Source organism: Idiomarina sp. UBA3176, assembly GCF_002364295.1.
Lineage (GTDB): Bacteria > Pseudomonadota > Gammaproteobacteria > Enterobacterales > Alteromonadaceae > Idiomarina > Idiomarina loihiensis.
This window is the reverse complement of record NZ_DEXU01000023.1, coordinates 234962-254820: the sequence shown is the minus strand read 5'-3', so window position 1 is coordinate 254820 and position 19859 is coordinate 234962. Positions and strand designations below refer to the sequence as shown.

Below are 19859 nucleotides of genomic sequence, written 5' to 3'. Positions count from 1 at the left end.
ACTAGTATAACCTGAAACGCTTTATCAGATAAGCTCTATCAGGTTTGCCCATTCCCACAATAATTTTAACGACAATAGAATAAGAGCAGCTCCCATGGTACGGTCCACCCAATGGCTGTAATGCCAGAGTGTTTTAAAAATGCGCGGTTGAGTTAGCAACCAGGTGAGGAATAAAAACCACAGACCGGTCGCAACAATTAGGTAAATACCATAACCAAACTGGATAGCAAAAGGCGTTTCCGGGGCAATAATAGTAGTAAATAAAGTTAAAAAGAAAATAGTCGCTTTTACATTTAAGCCATTAGTAATAAAACCGACAATAAACGCTTTCCGTTTACGCGGCTGGGTAGCAACCAATTCACTATCGGACATATCCTTTCTGGGTTTAGCTTTAATGGCCTGAGTTCCAATGAAGCCTAAATAAAGTGCACCCGCACAAAGTAAAGTCTGATAGAGCCAGTCGGTCTGGTGAATAATCAGCGCCACACCAATAAGTGAATAGGTAACATGAATAATGATTCCTGATGCCACACCTAAACTCACCCAATAACCTGCCTTACGACCAAAACTCAGGCTATAACGTGAAACCACTGCAAAATCAGGCCCCGGGCTCGCGACCGCAAACAGGTGGATAAAAGCGATAGTTAAAAATTCACTCCAGTAAGACAACACAAACTCCTTATTGCGCAATTCAACTTTAGATGCCAGAATCAAAGTTACTTTTTATTAATTACAGATTACTATTAATCAACATGAAAAACACTAAACTCCCCTCACTAAATGCATTGAGAGTGTTTGATGTCGCCGCCCGAAGTGGCTCTTTTAAACAAGCCTCGCAAGAGCTTGGGGTAACTCAGTCTGCCGTCACCCGACAAATACAAACTCTGGAAGAACAGCTCGAAGTTCGTTTGTTCCAGCGAGACAACCGGGTTCATTCGCTCACTCCTGTCGGTCTGGAATTAGCCCCTCAAATTGAGCAAATATTTGAACAACTGGAGCGTACCATTGAGCGCACCCGAAACCTGAGTGACAATACAACAACCCAGTTGACCGTCGCAATCAGTTCTGAGCGACTGCGCTTTTGGTTAGCAGCAAAGCTTGCCGATTTTCATTCTCTGTACCCGCACATTCAACTTAGCTTCAGCCGTTGCAATGAGTACTTTATTAATGAAAGCGCCGCAGAAATGGCGTCAGCAATACAACACCAAAGCTGGGATCTTGCCATTGGTTATGGAAAAGTCACGGATAAGCACATTCAGTCCATTGTGTTACAGAAAAATCAGATGCTCCCGGTTTCTGCCATTAAGACCAATAACTCACCTTTCCAGTTGCCCTGGTTAATAAACCCTGAGAATCCCGATCATCAGGCAATGTTAAAGACCTACAGTCAACAATTGAAATCCACACGCATTATTCACTGCAATGATGTGCAAATGTCACTGGACTTATCATCCGCTGAACAAGCCGTAGCATTAATTGACAGTAGTCTTATTACGCCCGGACTGTCTAATTTAAAAGTCTATAACGACTCCGCACAGCCCTGTCAGTATCCGCTAAGCATCTATTATCGAAAACGACAGAGGCAGCCAGTAGCCCTGGTAGCGTTCATAAAATGGCTGCAAATGATTATTTCTTGAATAAAGACTAAAAAACGCGCAGTCAGTTAGCCAAAGTTCATTTTCCAATTTACATACATTCATGTTTGTATGTAAAATATCACCCCTTTTTGGTTATTGGAGAGTGATATGTGGTTAAGAGCATCACTGGTTGTACTAATAATATCGAGTTTTTCATCTTTCGCTGACGAGATTCATGTTGCCGGCGCCTATTCTACAGATCAGCTACGAGGCGTAAGGGCTGGTTACCGGGTAACCGACTTACCCATTGAGTTGCCAAGTTGGATAGGTTCACCTGACGTTCATCTGGAAGCGGCCTTAAACCACTGGCAAGACTCAAATAATACAGCGGACAATATTACTGCGTTCACAATTAGCCCGATTCTTTCCTGGCATGTAGCAGGAGCTGAACGCCCGCTTTATATTGAAGCCGGCATTGGCGGCAGCTATTTCGATAAAACACGGATAGCTGACCGACACTTATCCACCCAGTTTCAGTTCGAAGACCGAGTATCACTTTCGTGGCAGTACAGTCCAAGCTCAGAGGCCCGCGTTGCGTTAGGCTATACCCACTATTCGAATGCTGATATTAAACGTCCAAATGACGGGCTGGACTTTTTATGGATGAGCTGGGTTTTGCCATTTTAATATTTGATGAGCGTTAGCGTTATTCAGTTGGAGTTGCTACATTTGATTCTAAGTTTTAGTTAAAATGGAGGTCTTATGAAAAGCCAACTTATTAAATTATCTACAATTGCAGCCAGTGCTTTATTTGTCACCGCTTGCGGAGGCCCTGAATCAGGCACCACACAGTGCACTATGGAACCGAAGGAAAACTGGCTGGATCAAGAGCAGTTCCAACAGTCGTTGAAAGAACAAGGTTACGAGATTAATGAGTTTAAGGTAACTGACGGAAATTGCTACGAAATCTACGGTCAGGATAAAAGTAAACAGAAAGTGGAAATTTACTTTAATCCTGTAGATGGCAGTATCGTCAAGCAAGAAACCGAGTAACTCAGTAAGGAAGGCAGTACCAATGATCATTTGGGATAGATTTATCAGAACTTTTCATTGGTTGTTGGTGCTGTGTTTTTGTCTCAATTACTTTTGGCTTGAACCCGGAGGCAGTTTTCATCAGGCCGTGGGTTATACTGCCGCAACCTTAGTTATTATAAGGATCATCTGGGGTTTTACGGGGCCGCCAAATGCACGCTTCCATAATTTCCTCCCTTCTGTTGTCGGAATTAAAGAACACGTCGCAGAACTTCGCCACAGAAAAGTAAATCAGGGTCAGGGTCATAACCCACTCGGTGGGCTTATGGTGTTTTTTTTGTTGGCTTTATTCTTACTGCAAGCTATTACTGGCTTCCTCCGCGAAGAAATCAATGCACTCTATGGAGACAGTTTTCTAACCTCCGTTCATTTTGTTTCTGCCAACATCATTTTTGCTCTGGTTATTATTCATATCATAGCGGTAGTTGTTACCGCATATATTGGTAAAATAGAGCTTATTCGTCCTATGATCAGCGGCAAACGCCGAACCAAACACCATGACCGAGCAAAATAAAAAGCGAGAACGTGTTTATCAGGTCTCCAGTAACAGGGAGAAGTCCTCTCATAAGCTGCGTTACGTTGAGGCATCTGCGCCTCATGAAGATGACTGCCGTTTATGCGTAGGTTCCCTTGCAACGACAGATGCGCAGCCTTGCGATTTTACAGTAGCCAATACCAGCTATAACGACATTTCCAAAATTGCATTTTTAGAAAAACAGCTTTATTCAAATGACGCTTATTCTGCGGCCTTTTTCTATCAGGCATTAAGACAATGGCCACACACTTTTTTAACTCTAAAGGCGGGAGAAAAAACGGCAGGTTATAGTTTAATGGTTCCGGTTTCAGACTCTGATGTATCTCTTATGTCGTTATTGGTAGGGAAAATGTTCCAGGGCAAGGGACTGGGCAAGTTGCTATTAAGCGATTCCATAGCACTTGCGCGCAGCCTTGGTTATAAACAAATGGAGCTTAGTGTCGCGCCAGACAACGCCTCAGCAGTTTCGCTTTACCGGAGCTTTGGTTTTAACACCACCAAAACGGTGCGTGACTATTTAGGGCCAGGCCAGGACCGCTTGCTAATGACGCTTTCACTCTGGGAAAACTGATGTCGTCTCTTGACCTCTTTGCCAACGATGGTTCTGAACCATTAAGCACCGAAATAAGTGAGCAAGCTACCCTTTTTCACCAGTTTTTGCTGGCGGATGATGAAGCTTTGCTCAATGATATCCGTGGCGTTTTAAAGCAATCACCGCTGCGTCACTTAGCAACCCCTGCAGGCCATAAAATGTCGGTAAAAAGTAGCAGTTGCGGAAGTTACGGGTGGCTCAGCGATAAACACGGTTATCGCTATCAGAATATCGACCCTGTAACAGGTCAGCCATGGCCCGACATTCCCCAGAGTATTTTAGTAAAAGCAACGCAGGTCTCACGCTTAGCCGGTTTTCAGAATTTTCAGCCAGACTCTTGTCTCATCAACGTTTACACGCCAGGCGCAAAAATGGGGCTCCATCAGGATAAAAACGAAGCCGATTTCTCAAAGCCCATCGTCTCATTTTCTTTCGGGTTACCTATAACCTTTATGTGGGGCGGTTTTAAGCGTTCTGATAAGTATCAGAAGTTCAGTCTTCAGCATGCCGATGCGCTTGTCTGGGGAGGAAAAGATCGCTTGAGATATCACGGAGTTCAACAGCTTAAGGAGGCTATGCACCCGTTAACCGGACGCTGTAGAGTAAATTTGACTATACGTCAGGCTGGTTAACTCAATCAGCAGCTCCCCAACTTTTCCATGTAATTGAAAATATCGTACTCTTTTGCTTTTGCCATAAGTTCATTGCGCTTTTCACTACAGAGGCTCTCTGTCGCAACGTGAAACTCCTGAAATAGCTGAAAGCTTTGTTGCAGCAAAGCGCTATCGCGCTGGTTAAAAAAGCCGTGATGTTGACTGCCCCAATAATGAGCATGATGAAACAACTGCTCTGCTACCTTGGCAAAAACTAAAGGATTAAGTACCCGGTAATGGCGGTATTGCTGAAACAACTGATAATTGGCTTTACCCTGCTCTGTTAACAGATCCATAGGCTCGTCCATCAGCATATAATTGTATAAATAGTTATTATTGAATGATGCCAGACGTTGCCAGTATTCACGCTCATCATCGTTTTCGCAACTATCAATTCGAGCACTCAGTTCAGAGATATCATAGAACCTAAAGTTTTTTAATAAATGGCCACGCATAAACCGCACGAATGAGTCAGACTGCTGCACCGCGAAATTCTCAAAGGCTTCGAAAAGCTCCGGCGTAACATAGTTAAATTTCGGCTTTAATGTCTGGTACTTATTCGACAGACAACGAAACCGTGGGTGCTCTCTAAGACCGTCAAGGTCTTCGTCATTTAACAGGCTTTCCATGCCGGTGTAACGAAAATCTAAAGCAAGCTCAATACAGTCAAGGGCACTGTCCTGCTCTCCGGCTAACCAGTACACACACGCGGCGTTGTGCAAAATAGACGGGTTTAACCAACTGAATTGCGCCATGCTTAAGTAAACCTGAACTCCTGCATCCAGAAATGCCTGATCGGGCTTTTCTTTGTATGCATCACAGCAAAGAGCCAGATAGTATTGAATAAGATTATAGAACTCAGGGCTTTCCTGATAGGTTTCCCACTTCACATCGAAGTCTTCATTAAACCAACGCTCAATTAAAGCTAACGACTTTATAGGTGATAAATTTTCGGCTTTCGGAAGCGGTACACGTTCATCAACTTTATTGTCATTTGCGGCATTCACATTGGGTAATACACTGTGGGCTTTCTTAGCTTGTGCTGGTGAGCGAAAAAGCTTATCGCCAATAACGACATAATGTTTGTCAACTAAACCAAAAGGCTTCACCGTAGCGGTTGCGACATCGAGCTCTGTAAAACAAGTGCAATGCCCAGTTGTATGATTATACGAATAGATAAAACAACCATTAAAAAAATAGCTAAACTGAACATCACTTTCCAGAGGTTTACTGCACCCCATAAACACCGGGGTATCCGGCGTCACATTGACTGCTGTATTGGTTATAGTGCTCACGGATAGCTCCTGTCGCAAGTTATTCAAAAGCCATTAATGGTGAATTAATAGACAGCGTTTAGACTATCTGCGTAACTCAGCGTATAAAAGAGGCTTTACAGAACTTTAACTTTCAAAGTGCAATTTCTGACTAGAAGCTAGAACCAATAATGACGAAATGCCTGCAGTCAGCGCTTTTTATAATTATGATAGTTATCATAATCGAAATTAAATGAAGGTAAAGCTTTTGTTTGTTTTTTAACCAGATCAAGTGAAAAGCTTTTAAAGAGAGGCCGCGAAGTTGGTTTTGCCTTGAAGGGTTCATCCGTGCTAACTATAGTTATAAAACAGCAAGTTAAAGAGCATCGTTTATTAAAAGGACTAATATCTAAATGAAGCTATGGCGGTTAATATCACTCGGCAGCTCCATGCTTCTCACACTTCTGCTCATTGCATTTGCTATAGCATTGTTCGGCTACTTCTATTTAAACCAGCAACTGAAATTGGCTGGTGTTACTGACTGGGAAGTGGAATTTGAGAAACTGACTACCAGCCACATTGTTATTAAGCAGCTGGAAATAACAATTGATTCCTTACCCGAATCGTCAGGAGCAAGTTCCACCGCAGCGGTAAACCTCACGCAGATATTCTCCATGGAAATGCCGGCTTTATTACCAGAACGTATCGATATTAAGTCGCTACAACTGAAAGGCAAGTTACTGCCTGAAAGCGTCTCTGCAAGTCTTTCACTGATAAACAAGCAGCAATTGCGGTTAGAGCTCAATAGCCAGGAGCCACTTGTCGCCGATGTGAGAGTTATTCGACACGATAACCAGGTAAAACTAAAAGCTCGCTACGACAACGCCCTGTTACAAGCTAATTATGACTATAACTCAGGGAAGCTTATAGCCGGTGGTAGTTATCTTTTAGCGGCACAGCAATTTGCAGACAAGGTAACGACCGAGCCAGTGTCGGTTGATGCAAAGTGGAACGGTAATCTTTCACCTTATATTGAGTCAGCGACAGTGGAGAGTCTTATAGCTGAATTGTCCGGCGAGCTTGTTGTGTCAATTACGCAACCCACTTTAATCGAAATTACCAGCAGTACCACAACAGCAACAGGTGAGCTTCAGCTAAATTTGAATAAGGGTATTATGGACTCTTATCAGCTCGAGCTGAAAGGTGATACTGAAAACTTAGCGTCATTAATCGAGTCCGATCTACCACTACAATTGTCGTCGTTGTCCTGGGAGCTGAACAGCCGCGACAGTTTGGGTGTTTCATTGCTCAGTGCTCAACAGGCTGTTAATAAAGCCCGTTGGCCTCTAAAGCTAAATGCTGTAGCTAAAGGTGAAAAAAACGAGACGATTCGCCTCGCGTCTGAGTTATCGATACAACAAAAACAATGGCAATTTAACTCGCTTGAACTCGATTATGTGCAGCTGAATGCGGACAGCATTAAGCTTCCTGTTGCCGGGCAATCAATGACGATAAGCAAACTCATATCGAAGTTTTCCGGAACAGTCTCGACCACAGTTGCCGAACTCCATAGTACTGAGCCAACCCGCATTGAGCTTAAAGCTTTAGACAACGACGCCTTAGCCGTACTCAACTTCAATCAAATTTATTATCCGTACTCCGAACCTCATAATGCGCTTGCAGAGTTTGACCTTAACATTCACAGCAACGCAGTTAATTTCGACCCCATACGGAACCTCAAAGCCGTTTTTGACAGTAAGTTTCAATATCAACAGCAGCAACTGACCGGTGACGGAGAGCTCGTACTCGGTGATCATATAAAAGTGGCACACCATAGCCAGGTTACTTCTGATCAGTTAAAAAGCAAAATTGAAGTTGCCGATTTTAACTGGCAGCAAATTCCGCAACTGGATGCCCTGCTAGCAACTATGATGCCTCAATTTGTGGTGAGTAAAGCCGCTATTAGCGGCCAGACAGATGTAACTTACTCCATAAATAATAACCGCTGGCGCCTCGACAACGGTCAATTAGAGATTCAACAAAGCGATTGGGTTTTTGATACCTTATCCGTGGTTAATAGCAATATTGATTTTGGTTTCAGTGCTAATAACGAACAACTTAATATGAATAATGCAAAGCTCCACATTGGCAGCGTGCAACAAGGCTTTGCGCTGGGGCCAATCACCGCTGAATTTAGAGCCCAACTGCCCTTTCAACAACCTATGCAATCCACTCTCGACTTAACCAGTCACACCATTAAAGCTCTTGGTGGCAGCATAAGCATTCCCAACCAGCGTTACTCTTTAACCGACAGCTTTGCACTGCCCATTGTGTTCGAAAAAATTTCGCTGGGTGAACTCATGCGTCAATATCCAAGCAACAAAATTTCCATAGATGGTGAGGTTTCAGGAACCATCCCTGTTTACTGGGACTCTAACGATTTAACCGTAGAAAGAGGTTATCTGGATGCGCTGGCGCCCGGTGGTCACCTGCAGGTAGATTCGTCCGCCCTGGTTCAACTTGCCGGCAGTAACCCCAGCTTACAAACTTTGGCAGGCGTATTGGGTAACTTCTATTATAATCAACTGTCTACGACCGTTGATTATAATGACAATGGTAAATTGACCTTAGCAGTACAACTAAAAGGCTCGAACCCTGAGCTTGAAAATGGACGTCCGGTTGAGCTTAACGTAAGCTTAGAAGAAGACTTACCCGCATTGATAAAAGGACTGCAAATAAGCAACAGTCTGAACGATGTTATCCGTAAACGAGTACAGCAAAAAATCAATTAATCAGGGGATGGTATGAAACGATTATTGCTACTAATAAGCGTGCCTTTATTCGTTCTGGGGTGTACCCCAACGGTACAGGTCGCAGCACCTAAAGAGCCTATTACTATTAACTTGAACGTTAAAATAAAGCATGAAATTTACGTTAAAGTTGATAAAGCGCTCGACGACGTAATTTCTGAATCCAGTGGCTTATTTTAACGACAAAGGAATGCAATGATGAAATATTTACTAACCGCAGTTTTAATTGCTTTTATTGGCTTATCAAGCCCGCTGGCACAAGCTCAGCAGCTAAACTTAGAGCAGTCAATGGCACAGTTAAGTGACGCCAAAGAGCAGGGTCTGGTGGGTGAAAAACCCGACGGTTACCTGGGAGTCGTAAAGTCCACCGAAACAGCCGAACAAATCGTTAAACACATTAACGAAGCTCGCCGTCAGGAATACACGCGCATAGCCAACAACAATGACATTGCTGTTGCCGATGTCGAGCTGTTAGCCGGCAAACGCGCCATTGAACGCACCAAGTCAGGTCACTATGTAAAAATTGACGGAGAATGGAAGCAGAAGCCTTAACTGGCTTCTGCAAAGGATTGCGGTGCATGAGCAAGAAGCTATTTTCAGTCATATCTTTTAGAAGGAACTAATTAATGAAAACCTCCTTAGTGTTTTTGGCTTTGGCACCTTTTTCTTTTGCGTTTTCAACATCAGCCGTTGCTCAAATCACTTGTGACAATGTTTCTCATTTCCATAAAGCAAAAGCCGACTTCGACAACGCCTCGTCCTCCGGAGAGTTATTGGATGCGTTCATGCAGCTCGATCGCTATCGGCCTAATTTAGACAGCAGTGAATATGAGCAACTTGATCAGCATCAGAAAAAGTGTCATGACGATATCCAAGAGTCCTACAGTAAATTGCTTAGCGCATTTAAGGAGCGTTCAGCGGCTTTAGAAGAGGAAGAATCAGAAAAGACGGTTAAAGAGACTCAGCAAGAAAAAGAAATACGGAGTGAACAAGAACAACAACTGGCAGAATCAATCAGTCAGAGCCCAGCAGTTCAACAAGCTACCAAGTTTCTAGAATCTGGTTCAGGCAGCCCTATGCCTATAAACCAAGACGTTATTCTGGATTATCTTCAAATTAGCCAAAACAAGTCATCAAGTTTTTCTCGTGCTCAGCTTGAAGATGCGATTTTTATAACGGAACAAAAAGAGGTAGTTAATACATACTTGGTAAAACCGCTGGAGGACATGGGTTATAACTTCGATGACACAATAAAATATGCAGCGTTAAAGTTACTAACGAAAGATTATAATACCCAGGAATTTATTCCTCTGTCGAGTCTCTCAATCCACCCCATGCAGATTAGAGAAGCGTTACTCTCTTTTGGATTCATTTCCGAAAACACCTACGATTTGCTTAACCTGCTTTATGAATCTCAGAACTAACTTTTAGTTATTTATTAGTACGCGAGTGATGAACGGGGCGGATCCTGATCACCAAACTGGAATAGCACTAGAAGTAGCACCAAATGGTCGCATTTTCCAATAGGTTTTAATAAACAAGGGGAATCAAGGAATCGCCTGAGAGGCTTTATTTATAAGACTTTATAAACTTTCAGATACTGCTGTAAATTCGGAATTGGTGCCCGGGGCCGGACTTGAACCGGCACGAAGTTACCTTCGAGGGATTTTAAATCCCTTGTGTCTACCAATTCCACCACCCGGGCACTACATAGAAGTGTTCTCGAATAATGGAGGCGGGTCCCGGAGTCGAACCGAGATCCACGGATTTGCAATCCGCTGCATAGCCATTCTGCCAACCCGCCAGAATTTGGAGCGGGAAACGAGATTCGAACTCGCGACCCCAACCTTGGCAAGGTTGTGCTCTACCAGCTGAGCTATTCCCGCACCGTCATCTGCCGTGGCATTCTACTGTTTAATCGTTTTCAGTCAATGACTTTTTATCATTTTAATGACTGTTTGCACAAATTTACGGCAAAGCAGTTAATTTCTGGTCAATTCACTCTTGGCGCCGCGTAAATATTCCCACATGGACCACACAGTCAAAACGAAAGCCGAATAGAACAAGAACATCGATAACCAATAAATATAGACGTTCGCATTCCAAAGTAGTCCAATTAAGGCCAGCATCTGTGCCACTGTTTTCCATTTACCTAGGTTCGAAACAGCAACTTTTGCTCTGTGGCCGCTTTGCGCCATCCATTCCCGTAGTGCACTTACTATAAGCTCACGACAAATCATCGTCAGCGCCGGAATGGTAATAAAGGCAGAATTATAATCTTCAACAATGACAACCAGCGCAGCAACCACCATCGCTTTATCAGCTACCGGGTCAAGAAACTCGCCAAACTTAGTAAACTGGTTAAAGCGACGGGCAATATAGCCATCCAGAGCATCTGTGATTGCCGCTAACCAAAAGATAAAAGCAGCCCAGAAACGCGCATCTTCCATTGGTAAATAGAAAACCACCAGAAATACCGGAATAAGTACTATCCGGAAGCTGGTCAAAATATTAGGGATATTCCACTTCATTATCCGCTGATTCCTTATTGTTTTTACTCATCACGAAATGAGTAATAGATTTTCTCTGCCAATGATCGGCTAATGCCAGGTACGCTGGCTAATTTATCAATACTAGCGTTTTTTACCTCTTGTAATCCACCTAGATTTTTCAAAATGGCCTGTCTGCGCTTCGCTCCTACCCCGTCAATCTGTTCTAACGTCGAGGTTTTCTTAACTTTAGCCCGCTTCTGGCGGTGCCCGGTTATTGCAAAACGATGTGACTCATCACGTATGTGCTGAATCAAATGCAGCGCACTGGCGTCTTTACTCAGCGGAATGGTTTCATGGCTACCGGCCATGATCAAAGTTTCCAGACCCGGTTTGCGCGACTCGCCTTTCGCCACGCCAATTAATACCGGCGCTTCTTTTCCCCAGTCATTAAAGTAGTTCTCCGCCTGAGCTAACTGTCCTTTACCACCGTCGATAAACAGAATATCCGGTATATTGCCCTGCTCTTTCGCATTGTCGTACCGCTTAGCCAGGGCTTTAGACATGGCAGCGTAATCATCGCCCGGCGTTATGCCGGTAATATTATAGCGGCGGTAGTCTGACTTTTTAGGCCCGTTTTGATCAAATACAACACAGGAAGCCACCGTTTGTTGACCCATAGTGTGGCTAATATCAAAACATTCCATGCGCTGAATGGGTACACCAAATTCCAGCACCTGCTGTAATGCCTGAGTCCGGCGGTTCATCGTACTTTGCTGATTCAACCGACTCTCTAGCGCATTAACCGCATTCTTTTGAGCCAGTGACTGGTACTGACGCTTATCTCCACGTACCGAGCTTTGCAATTTAACCGGCTGCGACAGCGCATCACTCATCACTTCCGCTAAAACATTGTCAGGCTGTACATCGACGGGAAGCACGACTTCTCGTGGAATTTTCCGTCCAGCCGTATCTGACAAATAAAACTGCAGAAGAAAAGCCCTGAGTACTTCATCGTCAGGGGTATCTGTCGGCACTTTAGGAAAATAGCTGCGACTGCCTTGCAAATGATTATCCCGGATAAACAACATTTGCACTGTCGTCATTCCGTTACCACGTGCTAAACCAATAACATCCAGTTCTTGTTGGCTTCCGGTAACCGAGTTACGTTCCTGAGTTTTTCGTAGCGCAGCTATCTGGTCACGAAATCTAGCGGCTCGTTCAAAATCGAGATCTGTACTCGCCTGCTCCATTTTATTCATCAGCTCGTCAATAACCTGCTGATTCTTGCCCTGCAGGAACTGTTTTGCCAGCGCCACCTGTTCATTGTATTCGTCGTCAGTGCAAACATTAACGCAGGGCGCGAGGCAACGTTTTAACTGATACTGCAAACAAGGCCTGGTGCGCGCACGATAATAAGAGTCATCGCACTGTCGAATTGGAAACAGTTTCTGCAGCAGGTTTAGGCTTTCACGTACAGCCGAACCATTAGGAAAGGGACCAAAATAGTCACCTTTCGCGCGCCGGGCGCCCCGATGAAAACCAAGCTTAGGGTGCTGGTGAGCAGTTAAAATAATATAAGGATAGGATTTATCGTCACGCAACAAGACATTGTAGCGTGGTCGATATTTTTTGATAAAGGTGTTTTCTAATATTAACGCTTCAGCTTCGGTGTTGGTAACGGTTACGTCCATAGACGCAATTTGCTTAACCAACACCTGTGTTTTCATCCGGTCGACCTTCTCACGAAAGTAACTGGACACACGTTTTCTTAGATCCTTTGCTTTTCCGACATAAATCACGTCACCCGACTCATCGTACATCCGGTAAACGCCGGGCTGATGAGTCAGGTGACGAAGAAAGCTGTCGCTGTCAAACTGCTTTTGTTGATTACCTTCTGTCATCTACCTTCAAACTGAATTAGGTCAACAAGACCTGACTGAATTGCAAGATGAGACAATTGTACATCACCATCGATACCGAGTTTAGAGAAAATCCGATAACGGAAGGTATTTATTGTTTTACTGCTAATGCATAAATGCCGGGATATTTCTCTTACCCGAATGCCCCGGCTGAGCATTTGTGCGACCTGAAGCTCGCGTTCACTCAGCATATCAACCATTGTTTTTTGCTGTTGCGAACGCGGATTCTGTGCAAGATAAGCGGCAACCGGCGCTGCGACAAAAACATTGCCCTGTTTCAACGAACGAATTGCCTGAACTAGGTCGGCACTGTCGCACGAGTCCAGTAAATATCCGTCAACAACGCTAATACCGCACTGAAAATCAAGTATATCTTGTTGGCTGCTACCCCAGACAATAAGCTTTAGATCGCAGTGACGACGTTTCAAGCGACGCCAGTGCTCCACTGTTGCAGCACCACCAAGTCGGCTGCATAAAACAACTACTGCGTCTTCATACTCGTAGCAAGCTCGGCGTAAATCGGCAATACCGGTTACGGTCAATATTTGATCACTGAAGTGTTGCTGCAGAACAGAGGCCATGCCGGCGCTAATAATGGGGTTGGGGATCGCTAAAATAATACGGTTCATTTTCACATTCCTTATTTGTATACCTTGTTAGTCTTCCTGATTAGGTTAAATCCGTACCACCCTGCCCGAATTCGGATAGAATATTCTGAGCTTTTAAAGACAATAACAAGCGGCTTTTACAGAACTTTACAAAAACTCTGAAAAAGCCAATTCAAAGGTGTGAAAATAACATTTGAAGACTAGCTTCAATGTGAATTTTTATACCGGACTACAGACGTGCCTGATCCAGCATGTCCCACAAATAGCAGGCTAAATAACTGCGGTAAGGCTGAGCCCGTTCGGGGATGATCAAAATATCCTGGTCTTTCAGCAGGCTCATGGCTTTACGCAGCGAGCTATCCTGAATGGGAAAAAGATCTTCGTGGGCAAAATGAAACATAGCTAAAATAGACGCCGTCCAGGGACCAATACCTTTAAGCTGAGTCACATCCTTAATCAGGTCAGCTGAATTCATCTGCGACCAGGCATCTATTCTCTCGGGCTGAGTTTGATGACAGTGAGCAACGCTGTTAATGGCCGAAGCTTTGGAACGACTGACACCGCACCCGGTTAATTCCTCCGCAGGAAGGTAAGCAATGCAACCCACTCCTAATGCTTTTGCCTTTTGCTCCGCTCTTTCAATAATAGTTGCGGAGGCTTTTAAAGACAGCATTTGACGAATAATAATTCGTGGAAGAGCTTCAATAACAGGTGTTTCAGATGCCGCCAATAAGCCCCGCTCTGGCAACTGGAGCAGCAACAAGTCGATACCCGGCTGAGTATCGATAAGGTGTTGTCTGACGATTGCTGGTGTCGTTTTCATACAATTATTACGCAAATACCGTAAAAGTCTGTCGACTTATAGCTAATAACTCGCCCTTCTCACTCCACAGACCAGCGCGGCTGTGCCCATAACCATTTTCAGCATGCTCAATAAAAGCTTCGTACTGAAACCAGTCGTGGCTACTGAAACTTTGTAGAGGAATATCGGGAAACTCAATAGTCCAGGTTAAAGACGAGGCCGGCGCAGGGCTGTCCAGATGAGGCAAGACTGCCGGTGGCCAGGCGTCAACTAAAGCCAGTATAGTTGCCGTTGTCAGCGGCTGTTGTTCTTCACGAAAACGTATCCAGCCACCAAAAGTTCTTCCCGGTTGTCCGCTAAATGGCATACCACCTGACGTAATACGGTAATCGAAGTTTTTCGCAAACTCTGGGACAATATCCGCTTCAGGTAAACCTGGTCCGTCGTTGATGGTTTTAAGATCGGGCGGCGTTTCACTTACCACTGTAACCGTTGAACTTCGGCCTTTGCCCAGGCTCGCCAGACAAGACAACATAATCTGCCCTTGCTGCTGCAGTTCGACAGCAACCTGAATAACCGATTTTCCCTCGCGCAAAATTCGGTAATTTAACTCAGCCTCACCCGGTTCAGCAGGCGCGACAAAAGAGATACTCATGGAACGAAGATGATATTCAACCGGAAATTGTTTCAACAAAAACTGAGCAGCCAATGCTCCGCTGAATCCGCCGAAAAACGCGCGTCCCTGAGCCCAGCCGGAAGGTAGTTCAATGACTTGATTGTTCTTATCCGCAACGATTTGTTCTACAGCTGTGTGGAAGTTCATACTATTCCCTATTTAAACGACTGTTTGATTTAAGCTTTAAGAATACCAATTATCACCATTAATACAAAAGAAGCGCTTAATAAAAGAAAATAACCAAAAACACAGGCTAAAAATTTGAATACAGTTAATGTCCAGCTTTGCTGATAGAAGCTCTTTTGCGTCAATAGCAGATAAGTGAACATCCATCCAATAAGAATATAACCTAACCAGTCGGATGGTAAGGTTAACCAGGTCCAGCCAAAGTTATCAATCAGCGGGTTAGTTATATAGCCTAATGTCGACAACAACATCAGGGAAAGCAGTAAAAAAGCATGTGTATGCAAAGCTACAGTTAAGTGCTCTAAGTAGTAACGGTTACTGAATAAATAAAGGACTTTTAAATACAGAGCCCAAAAAGGCAGCATCAAAAGCATCATCTGCGGCGTCATTGAAATCAGTTTTTGCGTAAACAGCTGGGGGTTTTGCTTTAAATGCTGAAGTTTCTGTTCAAGCATCCGCGTTTGCTCTTCATTCAACCAGGGGATATCACCAAACTGCAACTCAAATCCGCGCCGTACGGTACTTTCGTTAGAGTCACTTTCAGATACTTCTGTTTCGGACTGTCCATCCTCGGTCTTTGACCGTGAATCGTTAAAGGTTATCTGTGATGTCAGCACCATAAATGATATCAACGAGATAAAGAAATAGAGCCTGAGCGGAGGTACATAAGAGGCGTGGCGACCTTTCATAAACTCAGATGATAGAAAACCAGGTTTTAGAAAGAGTCCTCTTAGAGTACGATAGAATCTGGAGTCCCAGTGCCCTAACTCACCAAAAAGATCGCCGACAACGGCAAAAACGCTGCGTATGCTTTGTTTATCCTGTTGGCCGCATTGATGGCAGTATTCACCGGTAAGAGGTGTATTACAGTTCTTACAATTACTGACGGTCGATTCCATGGCAAAATTCCATTTTTGCTTAATATAACAGGAGGTTTAAAGTTGCGCTATCGGCTAGAACAAAAAGCGGCGGGAACAAAAAAAGCCCTACTCAAATGAGCGGGGCTTTTTTCTGAATTTGGCGGAGAGGGAGGGATTCGAACCCCCGGTGGGTATGAACCCACGCCTGATTTCAAGTCAGGTGCATTAAACCGAGCTCTGCCACCTCTCCGTATTTTTGTTCTCTGCAACTGCGTTGTTGAGAACGAGGCGAATATTAAAGACCTAAGTTACGCTTGTAAAGTAAAAATTTGAACAAAGTGTTCGTTTGGGCGTTTATTAAACAAACCGACCAAAATTCGCCAGAAATTACTACCTTCTGCTCTACCCAACGCCCCCATTAATGCTGTAGTATCGAGGAAACTTTTTAAATAAAAAACAGTCTTAACAGACAGTAAGTTCAACACGGAGAAATCTATGAACAATCGCAGTCAGACTTATGTCGGTCAGAACGAATCGACGCTGGCCGTTAATAAGGTATTACGCAACACCTACACTTTATTGGCAATGACATTAGCCTTTAGTGCTATTGTTGCTACTATCAGCACGATGATGAACTTGCCCTATCCGGGTTTCATTATCACTTTAGTTGCTTACTTTGGCTTACTTTTTGGTATTCACAAAACCAAAGATAGCGGCATGGGCATTGTACTAACCTTCGCTCTAACAGGCTTTTTAGGTTACACCCTTGGCCCTATCCTTAACATGGCATTATCAATGCCTGGTGGTGGCGAGATGGTTGCTACTGCGTTAGGCGGTACAGCTCTGACCTTCTTTGCAACTTCGGCTTATGTGTTAACCACGAAGAAAGACATGTCTAAACTGGGTGGTCTGGTTACTGCCGGTATTATCATGGTTTTTGTGGCGATGCTGGCTAACCTGTTCTTCCAACTGCCAGCATTACAGCTTGCAATATCTGCTATCATGATTCCATTGATGGCAATGCTGATTATGTGGCAGACCAGCGACATTATTAACGGTGGCGAGCGTAATTACATCCTTGCAACAGTCACTTTGTATGTTTCGATTTATAACTTGTTCCTTAGCTTGCTACAATTGCTAATGGCGTTTAGCGGCGATGATTAATCTCTCCTGCTAAAATAATAACAAACGCCCCGCCATGCGGGGCGTTTTTGTATAAACGGACAGTTTATGGCTAAACTTACTCTCATTCTTCAACGTTCTGTTAAAGAACGAGCTCGTTCTTTAGACGCTCTGGCATTTGCAAAAGCGGCTATCAACACCGGCCACACCATAGCCTGTGTGTTTTTTTATCGGGAGTCGGTAAATCACGCGGAATTTCCCACTCCAGCAGAAAATGAAGACTTGATTACGCAATGGGAAGAGTTTAGCCAGCACCACCAAGTCCCCCTGGTGGTCTGCCATACCGTAGCTGAACGCAAAGGAATGGAGAAATTCCATCCCGGTTTTGAAGCCTCAGGTTTAACCGCTCTGGCAACTGCCATGGCTAACAGCGACCGGACCTTACAGTTTTAATGACCATGAAAAAAATTGCTATTTTACAATGCAGTGCCGCTAGCGACTCGGCGACCGAAGCACTCGATATTGCTTTAGCATTGGCCAGCTTTGATTATCCGGTGCAATTAATATTGTCCGGTGAAGCCGTTAAGTCTCTACTGAACCAACCTTCTAAGCGTTATGCCATGCTGGAATTACTGGATGCTGAGCCTGTTGTAATAAGTTCAGAAGAGTTAACCGATACAAGCGCCCTGCCCGCAAACATTGATACGGTTATCGTCTCGCCAGAACAATTAAAGCGTCACCTAAGCCAATTTGACGAGGTATTACAATTCTCATGACCTCTACTTTACACTGGTTAAGAAATTCGTCTTTAGTGCCTTGGCTGGAACAACATGGCCACCTGCTGAGTGACACTGATGCCTTGCTTATGTCGGGCGTAGCACTCAACGAACTGCCACCTGAGTCACCTGTTGAATTACCGGTTTATGCGCGCAAACAGGAAGCTAACGCTTTGGATACTGCACTGCCTGACTACGTCATGTTAAAATCGGACGAGCAGTGGGTTGAGCTGGTGCTTAGCTTCCAACAACAAATAACCTGGTAATATCACGGCATGATTGAATTTAACGGTAAAGAATACGAAACCGACAAACACAACTACCTTGCAAACTTAGACGACTGGAGCGAGGAGCTGGCTCTTCACTTTGCAGAGTTAGAAAATATCGACATGACCCCGGCACACTGGGAAGTCGTGACTTTTGTGCAGGATTTTTACCGTGAATTTGATACCAGTCCGGCAATGCGCGTACTGGTTAAAGCCATGAAAAAGCAGTTAGGCGAGGATAAAGGCAACAGTCGTTATTTGTATAAGCTGTTCCCTAAAGGCCCGGCAAAGCAGGCCACACGAATTGCGGGCCTGCCTAAACCGGCTAAATGTATTTAATTTAAGCCTTAAGCACTTCTACACCGCCCATGTAAGGACGTAATACCTCAGGCACAACAATTGAGCCGTCTTCCTGTTGGTAGTTTTCCAGCACGGCTACCAGCGCACGGCCAACAGCCAGACCAGAGCCGTTTAATGTGTGCATAAGTTCAGGTTTCTTCGCGCCTTTACGACGGAAACGAGCCTGCATACGGCGCGCCTGAAAGTCCTGCATGTTCGAGCAAGAGCTGATTTCACGGTACGCTTCCTGCGCCGGCAACCAAACTTCCAGGTCGTAGGTTTTAGCTGCCCCAAAGCCCATATCCCCAGTACACAGCAGTACTTTTCGATACGGCAGCTCAAGCTTTTGCAGCACAGTTTCGGCGTGGCCTGTTAATTGCTCCAGCGCATCCATCGACTGTTCAGGTTTAACCAACCAGACCAGTTCCACTTTATCAAACTGATGCTGGCGAATAAGCCCACGAGTGTCGCGACCGTGAGAACCGGCTTCACTGCGGAAACACGGCGTATGCGCGGTAAACTTAAGCGGTAGCTCTTCTTCGTCAGCAATTTCATCACGGTATAAGTTTGTTAACGGCACTTCAGCCGTTGGAATCAACGACATAGGAATTTGATCCTGAGACTCGCCTTCAATATGGAATAAATCCTTACCGAACTTAGGTAACTGACCGGTTCCGTATAATGAGTCCTGGTTCACCATATAAGGCACATAGGTTTCAAGATACCCATGCTCGTCAGTATGTAAATCCAGCATAAACTGAGTCAGAGCGCGATGCATGCGGGCGATACCACCACGCATAACCACAAAGCGTGCTCCAGTGAGCTTCGCGGCCGTTTCAAAGTCCATACCTTTGGCTAATGCTTCGCCTAAATCGACATGATCTTTCACTTCAAAGTCGAACGACTTAGGCTTGCCCCAGGTCAGGACCTCCTGATTTTCATCTTCATCCGCGCCTTCCGGGACTTCGTCTGCCGGCAAGTTCGGAACACCCATAATAATATCGTTAAGTTCTTGCTGGATAACTTTTAGCTCTTCTTTAGCGTTATCCAGTTGCTCGCCTAAATCGCTTACCGCATCTAACAAAGGTTGTATGTCTTCACCTGAAGCTTTTGCCTTACCAATGGCTTTCGAGCGGCTGTTACGCTCTGCCTGCAACTGCTCGGTGCGCACCTGCACCTCTTTGCGCTGCTCTTCCAGCTTTTGTAATTTGGCAACGTCTAAGTCAAAGCCTCGCGTTGCTAGCTTTTTTGCGGTCTGGTCTAATTCCTCTCGGAAGTATTTTGCGTCTAGCATGAGTGTC

General features: G+C 44.6%; 24 protein-coding genes and 4 tRNA genes. 15 read left to right on the top strand and 13 right to left on the bottom strand.

The features are described from left to right. Window positions 1–24: 24 nt before the first annotated feature. Window positions 25–672: a LysE family translocator gene (locus tag B2U97_RS10835; protein ID WP_231378637.1), complete on the bottom strand. Its 648-nt coding sequence runs from the start codon at window positions 670–672 to the stop codon at window positions 25–27. Between the two features lie 80 nt (window positions 673–752). Between B2U97_RS10835 and B2U97_RS10830 the strand changes: the two genes are divergently transcribed. The 6 genes from B2U97_RS10830 to alkB all read left to right on the top strand — a co-directional run bounded on the left by B2U97_RS10830 (window position 753) and on the right by alkB (window position 4428). Beyond that, window positions 753–1637, top strand: coding sequence for a LysR family transcriptional regulator (locus B2U97_RS10830; protein ID WP_153849087.1), 885 nt, complete (start codon window positions 753–755; stop codon window positions 1635–1637). Window positions 1638–1745: 108 nt separating this feature from the next. Next, window positions 1746–2264 carry an acyloxyacyl hydrolase gene (locus B2U97_RS10825; protein WP_011234499.1) on the top strand — a complete coding sequence of 173 codons (519 nt, stop codon included), beginning with the start codon at window positions 1746–1748 and terminating at the stop codon, window positions 2262–2264. A gap of 75 nt (window positions 2265–2339) precedes the next feature. After that, window positions 2340–2630, top strand: coding sequence for a PepSY domain-containing protein (locus B2U97_RS10820; protein WP_011234498.1), 291 nt, complete (start codon window positions 2340–2342; stop codon window positions 2628–2630). A 22-nt stretch (window positions 2631–2652) separates the two neighbouring features. Next, the gene (locus B2U97_RS10815) at window positions 2653–3183 is read left to right on the top strand and encodes a cytochrome b/b6 domain-containing protein (protein WP_011234497.1); all 531 of its coding nucleotides are present in this window, start codon (window positions 2653–2655) and stop codon (window positions 3181–3183) included. After that, window positions 3167–3775 carry a GNAT family N-acetyltransferase gene (locus B2U97_RS10810; RefSeq protein WP_011234496.1) on the top strand — a complete coding sequence of 203 codons (609 nt, stop codon included), beginning with the start codon at window positions 3167–3169 and terminating at the stop codon, window positions 3773–3775. The genes B2U97_RS10815 and B2U97_RS10810 overlap by 17 nt, the downstream gene beginning before the upstream one ends. Then, window positions 3775–4428, top strand: coding sequence for a DNA oxidative demethylase AlkB (gene alkB / locus B2U97_RS10805; protein ID WP_011234495.1), 654 nt, complete (start codon window positions 3775–3777; stop codon window positions 4426–4428). Before B2U97_RS10810 ends, alkB begins: the two co-directional genes overlap by 1 nt. 5 nt (window positions 4429–4433) lie before the next feature. Here alkB and B2U97_RS10800 read toward each other — a convergent pair whose 3' ends face one another. Continuing rightward, the gene (locus B2U97_RS10800; RefSeq protein ID WP_011234494.1) at window positions 4434–5744 is read right to left on the bottom strand and encodes a TPR end-of-group domain-containing protein; all 1311 of its coding nucleotides are present in this window, start codon (window positions 5742–5744) and stop codon (window positions 4434–4436) included. Window positions 5745–6151: 407 nt separating this feature from the next. Here B2U97_RS10800 and B2U97_RS10795 point away from each other — a divergent pair, with 407 nt between their 5' ends. From B2U97_RS10795 to B2U97_RS10780, 4 genes are all read left to right on the top strand, one after another. Beyond that, a complete protein-coding gene (locus B2U97_RS10795; RefSeq protein WP_231378633.1) occupies window positions 6152–8494 on the top strand; it encodes a YdbH domain-containing protein in 2343 nt (780 codons plus the stop codon). A gap of 12 nt (window positions 8495–8506) precedes the next feature. Beyond that, a complete protein-coding gene (locus B2U97_RS10790; protein ID WP_011234492.1) occupies window positions 8507–8692 on the top strand; it encodes a YnbE family lipoprotein in 186 nt (61 codons plus the stop codon). 15 nt (window positions 8693–8707) lie between these two features. Further along, window positions 8708–9064: a YdbL family protein gene (locus B2U97_RS10785; RefSeq protein ID WP_231378632.1), complete on the top strand. Its 357-nt coding sequence runs from the start codon at window positions 8708–8710 to the stop codon at window positions 9062–9064. Window positions 9065–9138: 74 nt separating this feature from the next. Then, window positions 9139–9936: a hypothetical protein gene (locus tag B2U97_RS10780; protein ID WP_011234490.1), complete on the top strand. Its 798-nt coding sequence runs from the start codon at window positions 9139–9141 to the stop codon at window positions 9934–9936. A 194-nt stretch (window positions 9937–10130) separates the two neighbouring features. Here the strand turns inward: B2U97_RS10780 and B2U97_RS10775 are convergent. From B2U97_RS10775 to B2U97_RS10730, 10 genes are all read right to left on the bottom strand, one after another. Beyond that, a tRNA-Leu gene (locus tag B2U97_RS10775) sits at window positions 10131–10217 on the bottom strand. Between the two features lie 25 nt (window positions 10218–10242). Then, window positions 10243–10316, bottom strand: a tRNA-Cys gene (locus B2U97_RS10770). Between the two features lie 6 nt (window positions 10317–10322). Continuing rightward, window positions 10323–10398: transfer RNA gene (locus B2U97_RS10765), tRNA-Gly, on the bottom strand. A gap of 96 nt (window positions 10399–10494) precedes the next feature. Continuing rightward, window positions 10495–11043 carry a CDP-diacylglycerol--glycerol-3-phosphate 3-phosphatidyltransferase gene (gene pgsA, locus B2U97_RS10760; RefSeq protein WP_011233905.1) on the bottom strand — a complete coding sequence of 183 codons (549 nt, stop codon included), beginning with the start codon at window positions 11041–11043 and terminating at the stop codon, window positions 10495–10497. Window positions 11044–11066: 23 nt separating this feature from the next. After that, window positions 11067–12905: an excinuclease ABC subunit UvrC gene (gene uvrC / locus B2U97_RS10755; protein ID WP_114981339.1), complete on the bottom strand. Its 1839-nt coding sequence runs from the start codon at window positions 12903–12905 to the stop codon at window positions 11067–11069. Beyond that, on the bottom strand, window positions 12902–13552 hold the full coding sequence (locus tag B2U97_RS10750; RefSeq protein ID WP_034820779.1) for a LuxR C-terminal-related transcriptional regulator: 651 nt from the start codon (window positions 13550–13552) through the stop codon (window positions 12902–12904). Before B2U97_RS10750 ends, uvrC begins: the two co-directional genes overlap by 4 nt. 208 nt (window positions 13553–13760) lie before the next feature. After that, a complete protein-coding gene (locus B2U97_RS10745; RefSeq protein ID WP_114981341.1) occupies window positions 13761–14354 on the bottom strand; it encodes a DNA-3-methyladenine glycosylase family protein in 594 nt (197 codons plus the stop codon). Window positions 14355–14361: 7 nt separating this feature from the next. Continuing rightward, window positions 14362–15156 carry a thioesterase family protein gene (locus B2U97_RS10740; RefSeq protein WP_114981343.1) on the bottom strand — a complete coding sequence of 265 codons (795 nt, stop codon included), beginning with the start codon at window positions 15154–15156 and terminating at the stop codon, window positions 14362–14364. Window positions 15157–15185: 29 nt separating this feature from the next. After that, a complete protein-coding gene (locus tag B2U97_RS10735; protein WP_114981344.1) occupies window positions 15186–16094 on the bottom strand; it encodes a DUF3667 domain-containing protein in 909 nt (302 codons plus the stop codon). A gap of 119 nt (window positions 16095–16213) precedes the next feature. Further along, window positions 16214–16305, bottom strand: a tRNA-Ser gene (locus B2U97_RS10730). Between the two features lie 245 nt (window positions 16306–16550). Between B2U97_RS10730 and B2U97_RS10725 the strand changes: the two genes are divergently transcribed. The 5 genes from B2U97_RS10725 to B2U97_RS10705 all read left to right on the top strand — a co-directional run bounded on the left by B2U97_RS10725 (window position 16551) and on the right by B2U97_RS10705 (window position 18558). Further along, window positions 16551–17219, top strand: a complete 669-nt coding sequence (locus tag B2U97_RS10725; protein ID WP_011233911.1) for a Bax inhibitor-1/YccA family protein — start codon at window positions 16551–16553, stop codon at window positions 17217–17219. A gap of 66 nt (window positions 17220–17285) precedes the next feature. Then, window positions 17286–17630 (top strand): sulfurtransferase complex subunit TusD, encoded by a 345-nt coding sequence (gene tusD, locus B2U97_RS10720; protein ID WP_011233912.1) that lies wholly within the window; start codon window positions 17286–17288, stop codon window positions 17628–17630. Beyond that, window positions 17630–17953 (top strand): DsrE family protein, encoded by a 324-nt coding sequence (locus tag B2U97_RS10715; RefSeq protein ID WP_011233913.1) that lies wholly within the window; start codon window positions 17630–17632, stop codon window positions 17951–17953. The genes tusD and B2U97_RS10715 overlap by 1 nt, the downstream gene beginning before the upstream one ends. Continuing rightward, window positions 17950–18219 (top strand): hypothetical protein, encoded by a 270-nt coding sequence (locus B2U97_RS10710; protein ID WP_011233914.1) that lies wholly within the window; start codon window positions 17950–17952, stop codon window positions 18217–18219. Before B2U97_RS10715 ends, B2U97_RS10710 begins: the two co-directional genes overlap by 4 nt. A gap of 9 nt (window positions 18220–18228) precedes the next feature. Then, entirely contained in the window at window positions 18229–18558 is a 330-nt protein-coding gene (locus B2U97_RS10705) for a TusE/DsrC/DsvC family sulfur relay protein (RefSeq protein ID WP_011233915.1), read from the top strand. 1 nt (window position 18559) lies between these two features. Here the strand turns inward: B2U97_RS10705 and serS are convergent, their stop codons facing one another. Continuing rightward, window positions 18560–19852, bottom strand: coding sequence for a serine--tRNA ligase (gene serS / locus B2U97_RS10700; protein WP_011233916.1), 1293 nt, complete (start codon window positions 19850–19852; stop codon window positions 18560–18562). Window positions 19853–19859 lie beyond the last annotated feature (7 nt).

Excerpts from the sequence above, each read along its gene's own strand:
- B2U97_RS10830 (WP_153849087.1), top strand. The coding sequence starts at position 753 with ATGAAAAACACTAAACTCCCCTCACTAAATGCATTGAGAGTGTTTGAT.
- B2U97_RS10825 (WP_011234499.1), top strand. The coding sequence starts at position 1,746 with ATGTGGTTAAGAGCATCACTGGTTGTACTAATAATATCGAGTTTTTCA.
- B2U97_RS10820 (WP_011234498.1), top strand. The coding sequence starts at position 2,340 with ATGAAAAGCCAACTTATTAAATTATCTACAATTGCAGCCAGTGCTTTA.
- B2U97_RS10815 (WP_011234497.1), top strand. The coding sequence starts at position 2,653 with ATGATCATTTGGGATAGATTTATCAGAACTTTTCATTGGTTGTTGGTG.
- B2U97_RS10810 (WP_011234496.1), top strand. The coding sequence starts at position 3,167 with ATGACCGAGCAAAATAAAAAGCGAGAACGTGTTTATCAGGTCTCCAGT.
- alkB (WP_011234495.1), top strand. The coding sequence starts at position 3,775 with ATGTCGTCTCTTGACCTCTTTGCCAACGATGGTTCTGAACCATTAAGC.
- B2U97_RS10795 (WP_231378633.1), top strand. The coding sequence starts at position 6,152 with ATGCTTCTCACACTTCTGCTCATTGCATTTGCTATAGCATTGTTCGGC.
- B2U97_RS10790 (WP_011234492.1), top strand. The coding sequence starts at position 8,507 with ATGAAACGATTATTGCTACTAATAAGCGTGCCTTTATTCGTTCTGGGG.
- B2U97_RS10785 (WP_231378632.1), top strand. The coding sequence starts at position 8,708 with ATGATGAAATATTTACTAACCGCAGTTTTAATTGCTTTTATTGGCTTA.
- B2U97_RS10780 (WP_011234490.1), top strand. The coding sequence starts at position 9,139 with ATGAAAACCTCCTTAGTGTTTTTGGCTTTGGCACCTTTTTCTTTTGCG.
- pgsA (WP_011233905.1), bottom strand. The coding sequence starts at position 11,043 with ATGAAGTGGAATATCCCTAATATTTTGACCAGCTTCCGGATAGTACTT.
- uvrC (WP_114981339.1), bottom strand. The coding sequence starts at position 12,905 with ATGACAGAAGGTAATCAACAAAAGCAGTTTGACAGCGACAGCTTTCTT.
- B2U97_RS10750 (WP_034820779.1), bottom strand. The coding sequence starts at position 13,552 with ATGAACCGTATTATTTTAGCGATCCCCAACCCCATTATTAGCGCCGGC.
- B2U97_RS10745 (WP_114981341.1), bottom strand. The coding sequence starts at position 14,354 with ATGAAAACGACACCAGCAATCGTCAGACAACACCTTATCGATACTCAG.
- B2U97_RS10740 (WP_114981343.1), bottom strand. The coding sequence starts at position 15,156 with ATGAACTTCCACACAGCTGTAGAACAAATCGTTGCGGATAAGAACAAT.
- B2U97_RS10735 (WP_114981344.1), bottom strand. The coding sequence starts at position 16,094 with ATGGAATCGACCGTCAGTAATTGTAAGAACTGTAATACACCTCTTACC.
- B2U97_RS10725 (WP_011233911.1), top strand. The coding sequence starts at position 16,551 with ATGAACAATCGCAGTCAGACTTATGTCGGTCAGAACGAATCGACGCTG.
- tusD (WP_011233912.1), top strand. The coding sequence starts at position 17,286 with ATGGCTAAACTTACTCTCATTCTTCAACGTTCTGTTAAAGAACGAGCT.
- B2U97_RS10715 (WP_011233913.1), top strand. The coding sequence starts at position 17,630 with ATGACCATGAAAAAAATTGCTATTTTACAATGCAGTGCCGCTAGCGAC.
- B2U97_RS10710 (WP_011233914.1), top strand. The coding sequence starts at position 17,950 with ATGACCTCTACTTTACACTGGTTAAGAAATTCGTCTTTAGTGCCTTGG.
- B2U97_RS10705 (WP_011233915.1), top strand. The coding sequence starts at position 18,229 with ATGATTGAATTTAACGGTAAAGAATACGAAACCGACAAACACAACTAC.
- serS (WP_011233916.1), bottom strand. The coding sequence starts at position 19,852 with ATGCTAGACGCAAAATACTTCCGAGAGGAATTAGACCAGACCGCAAAA.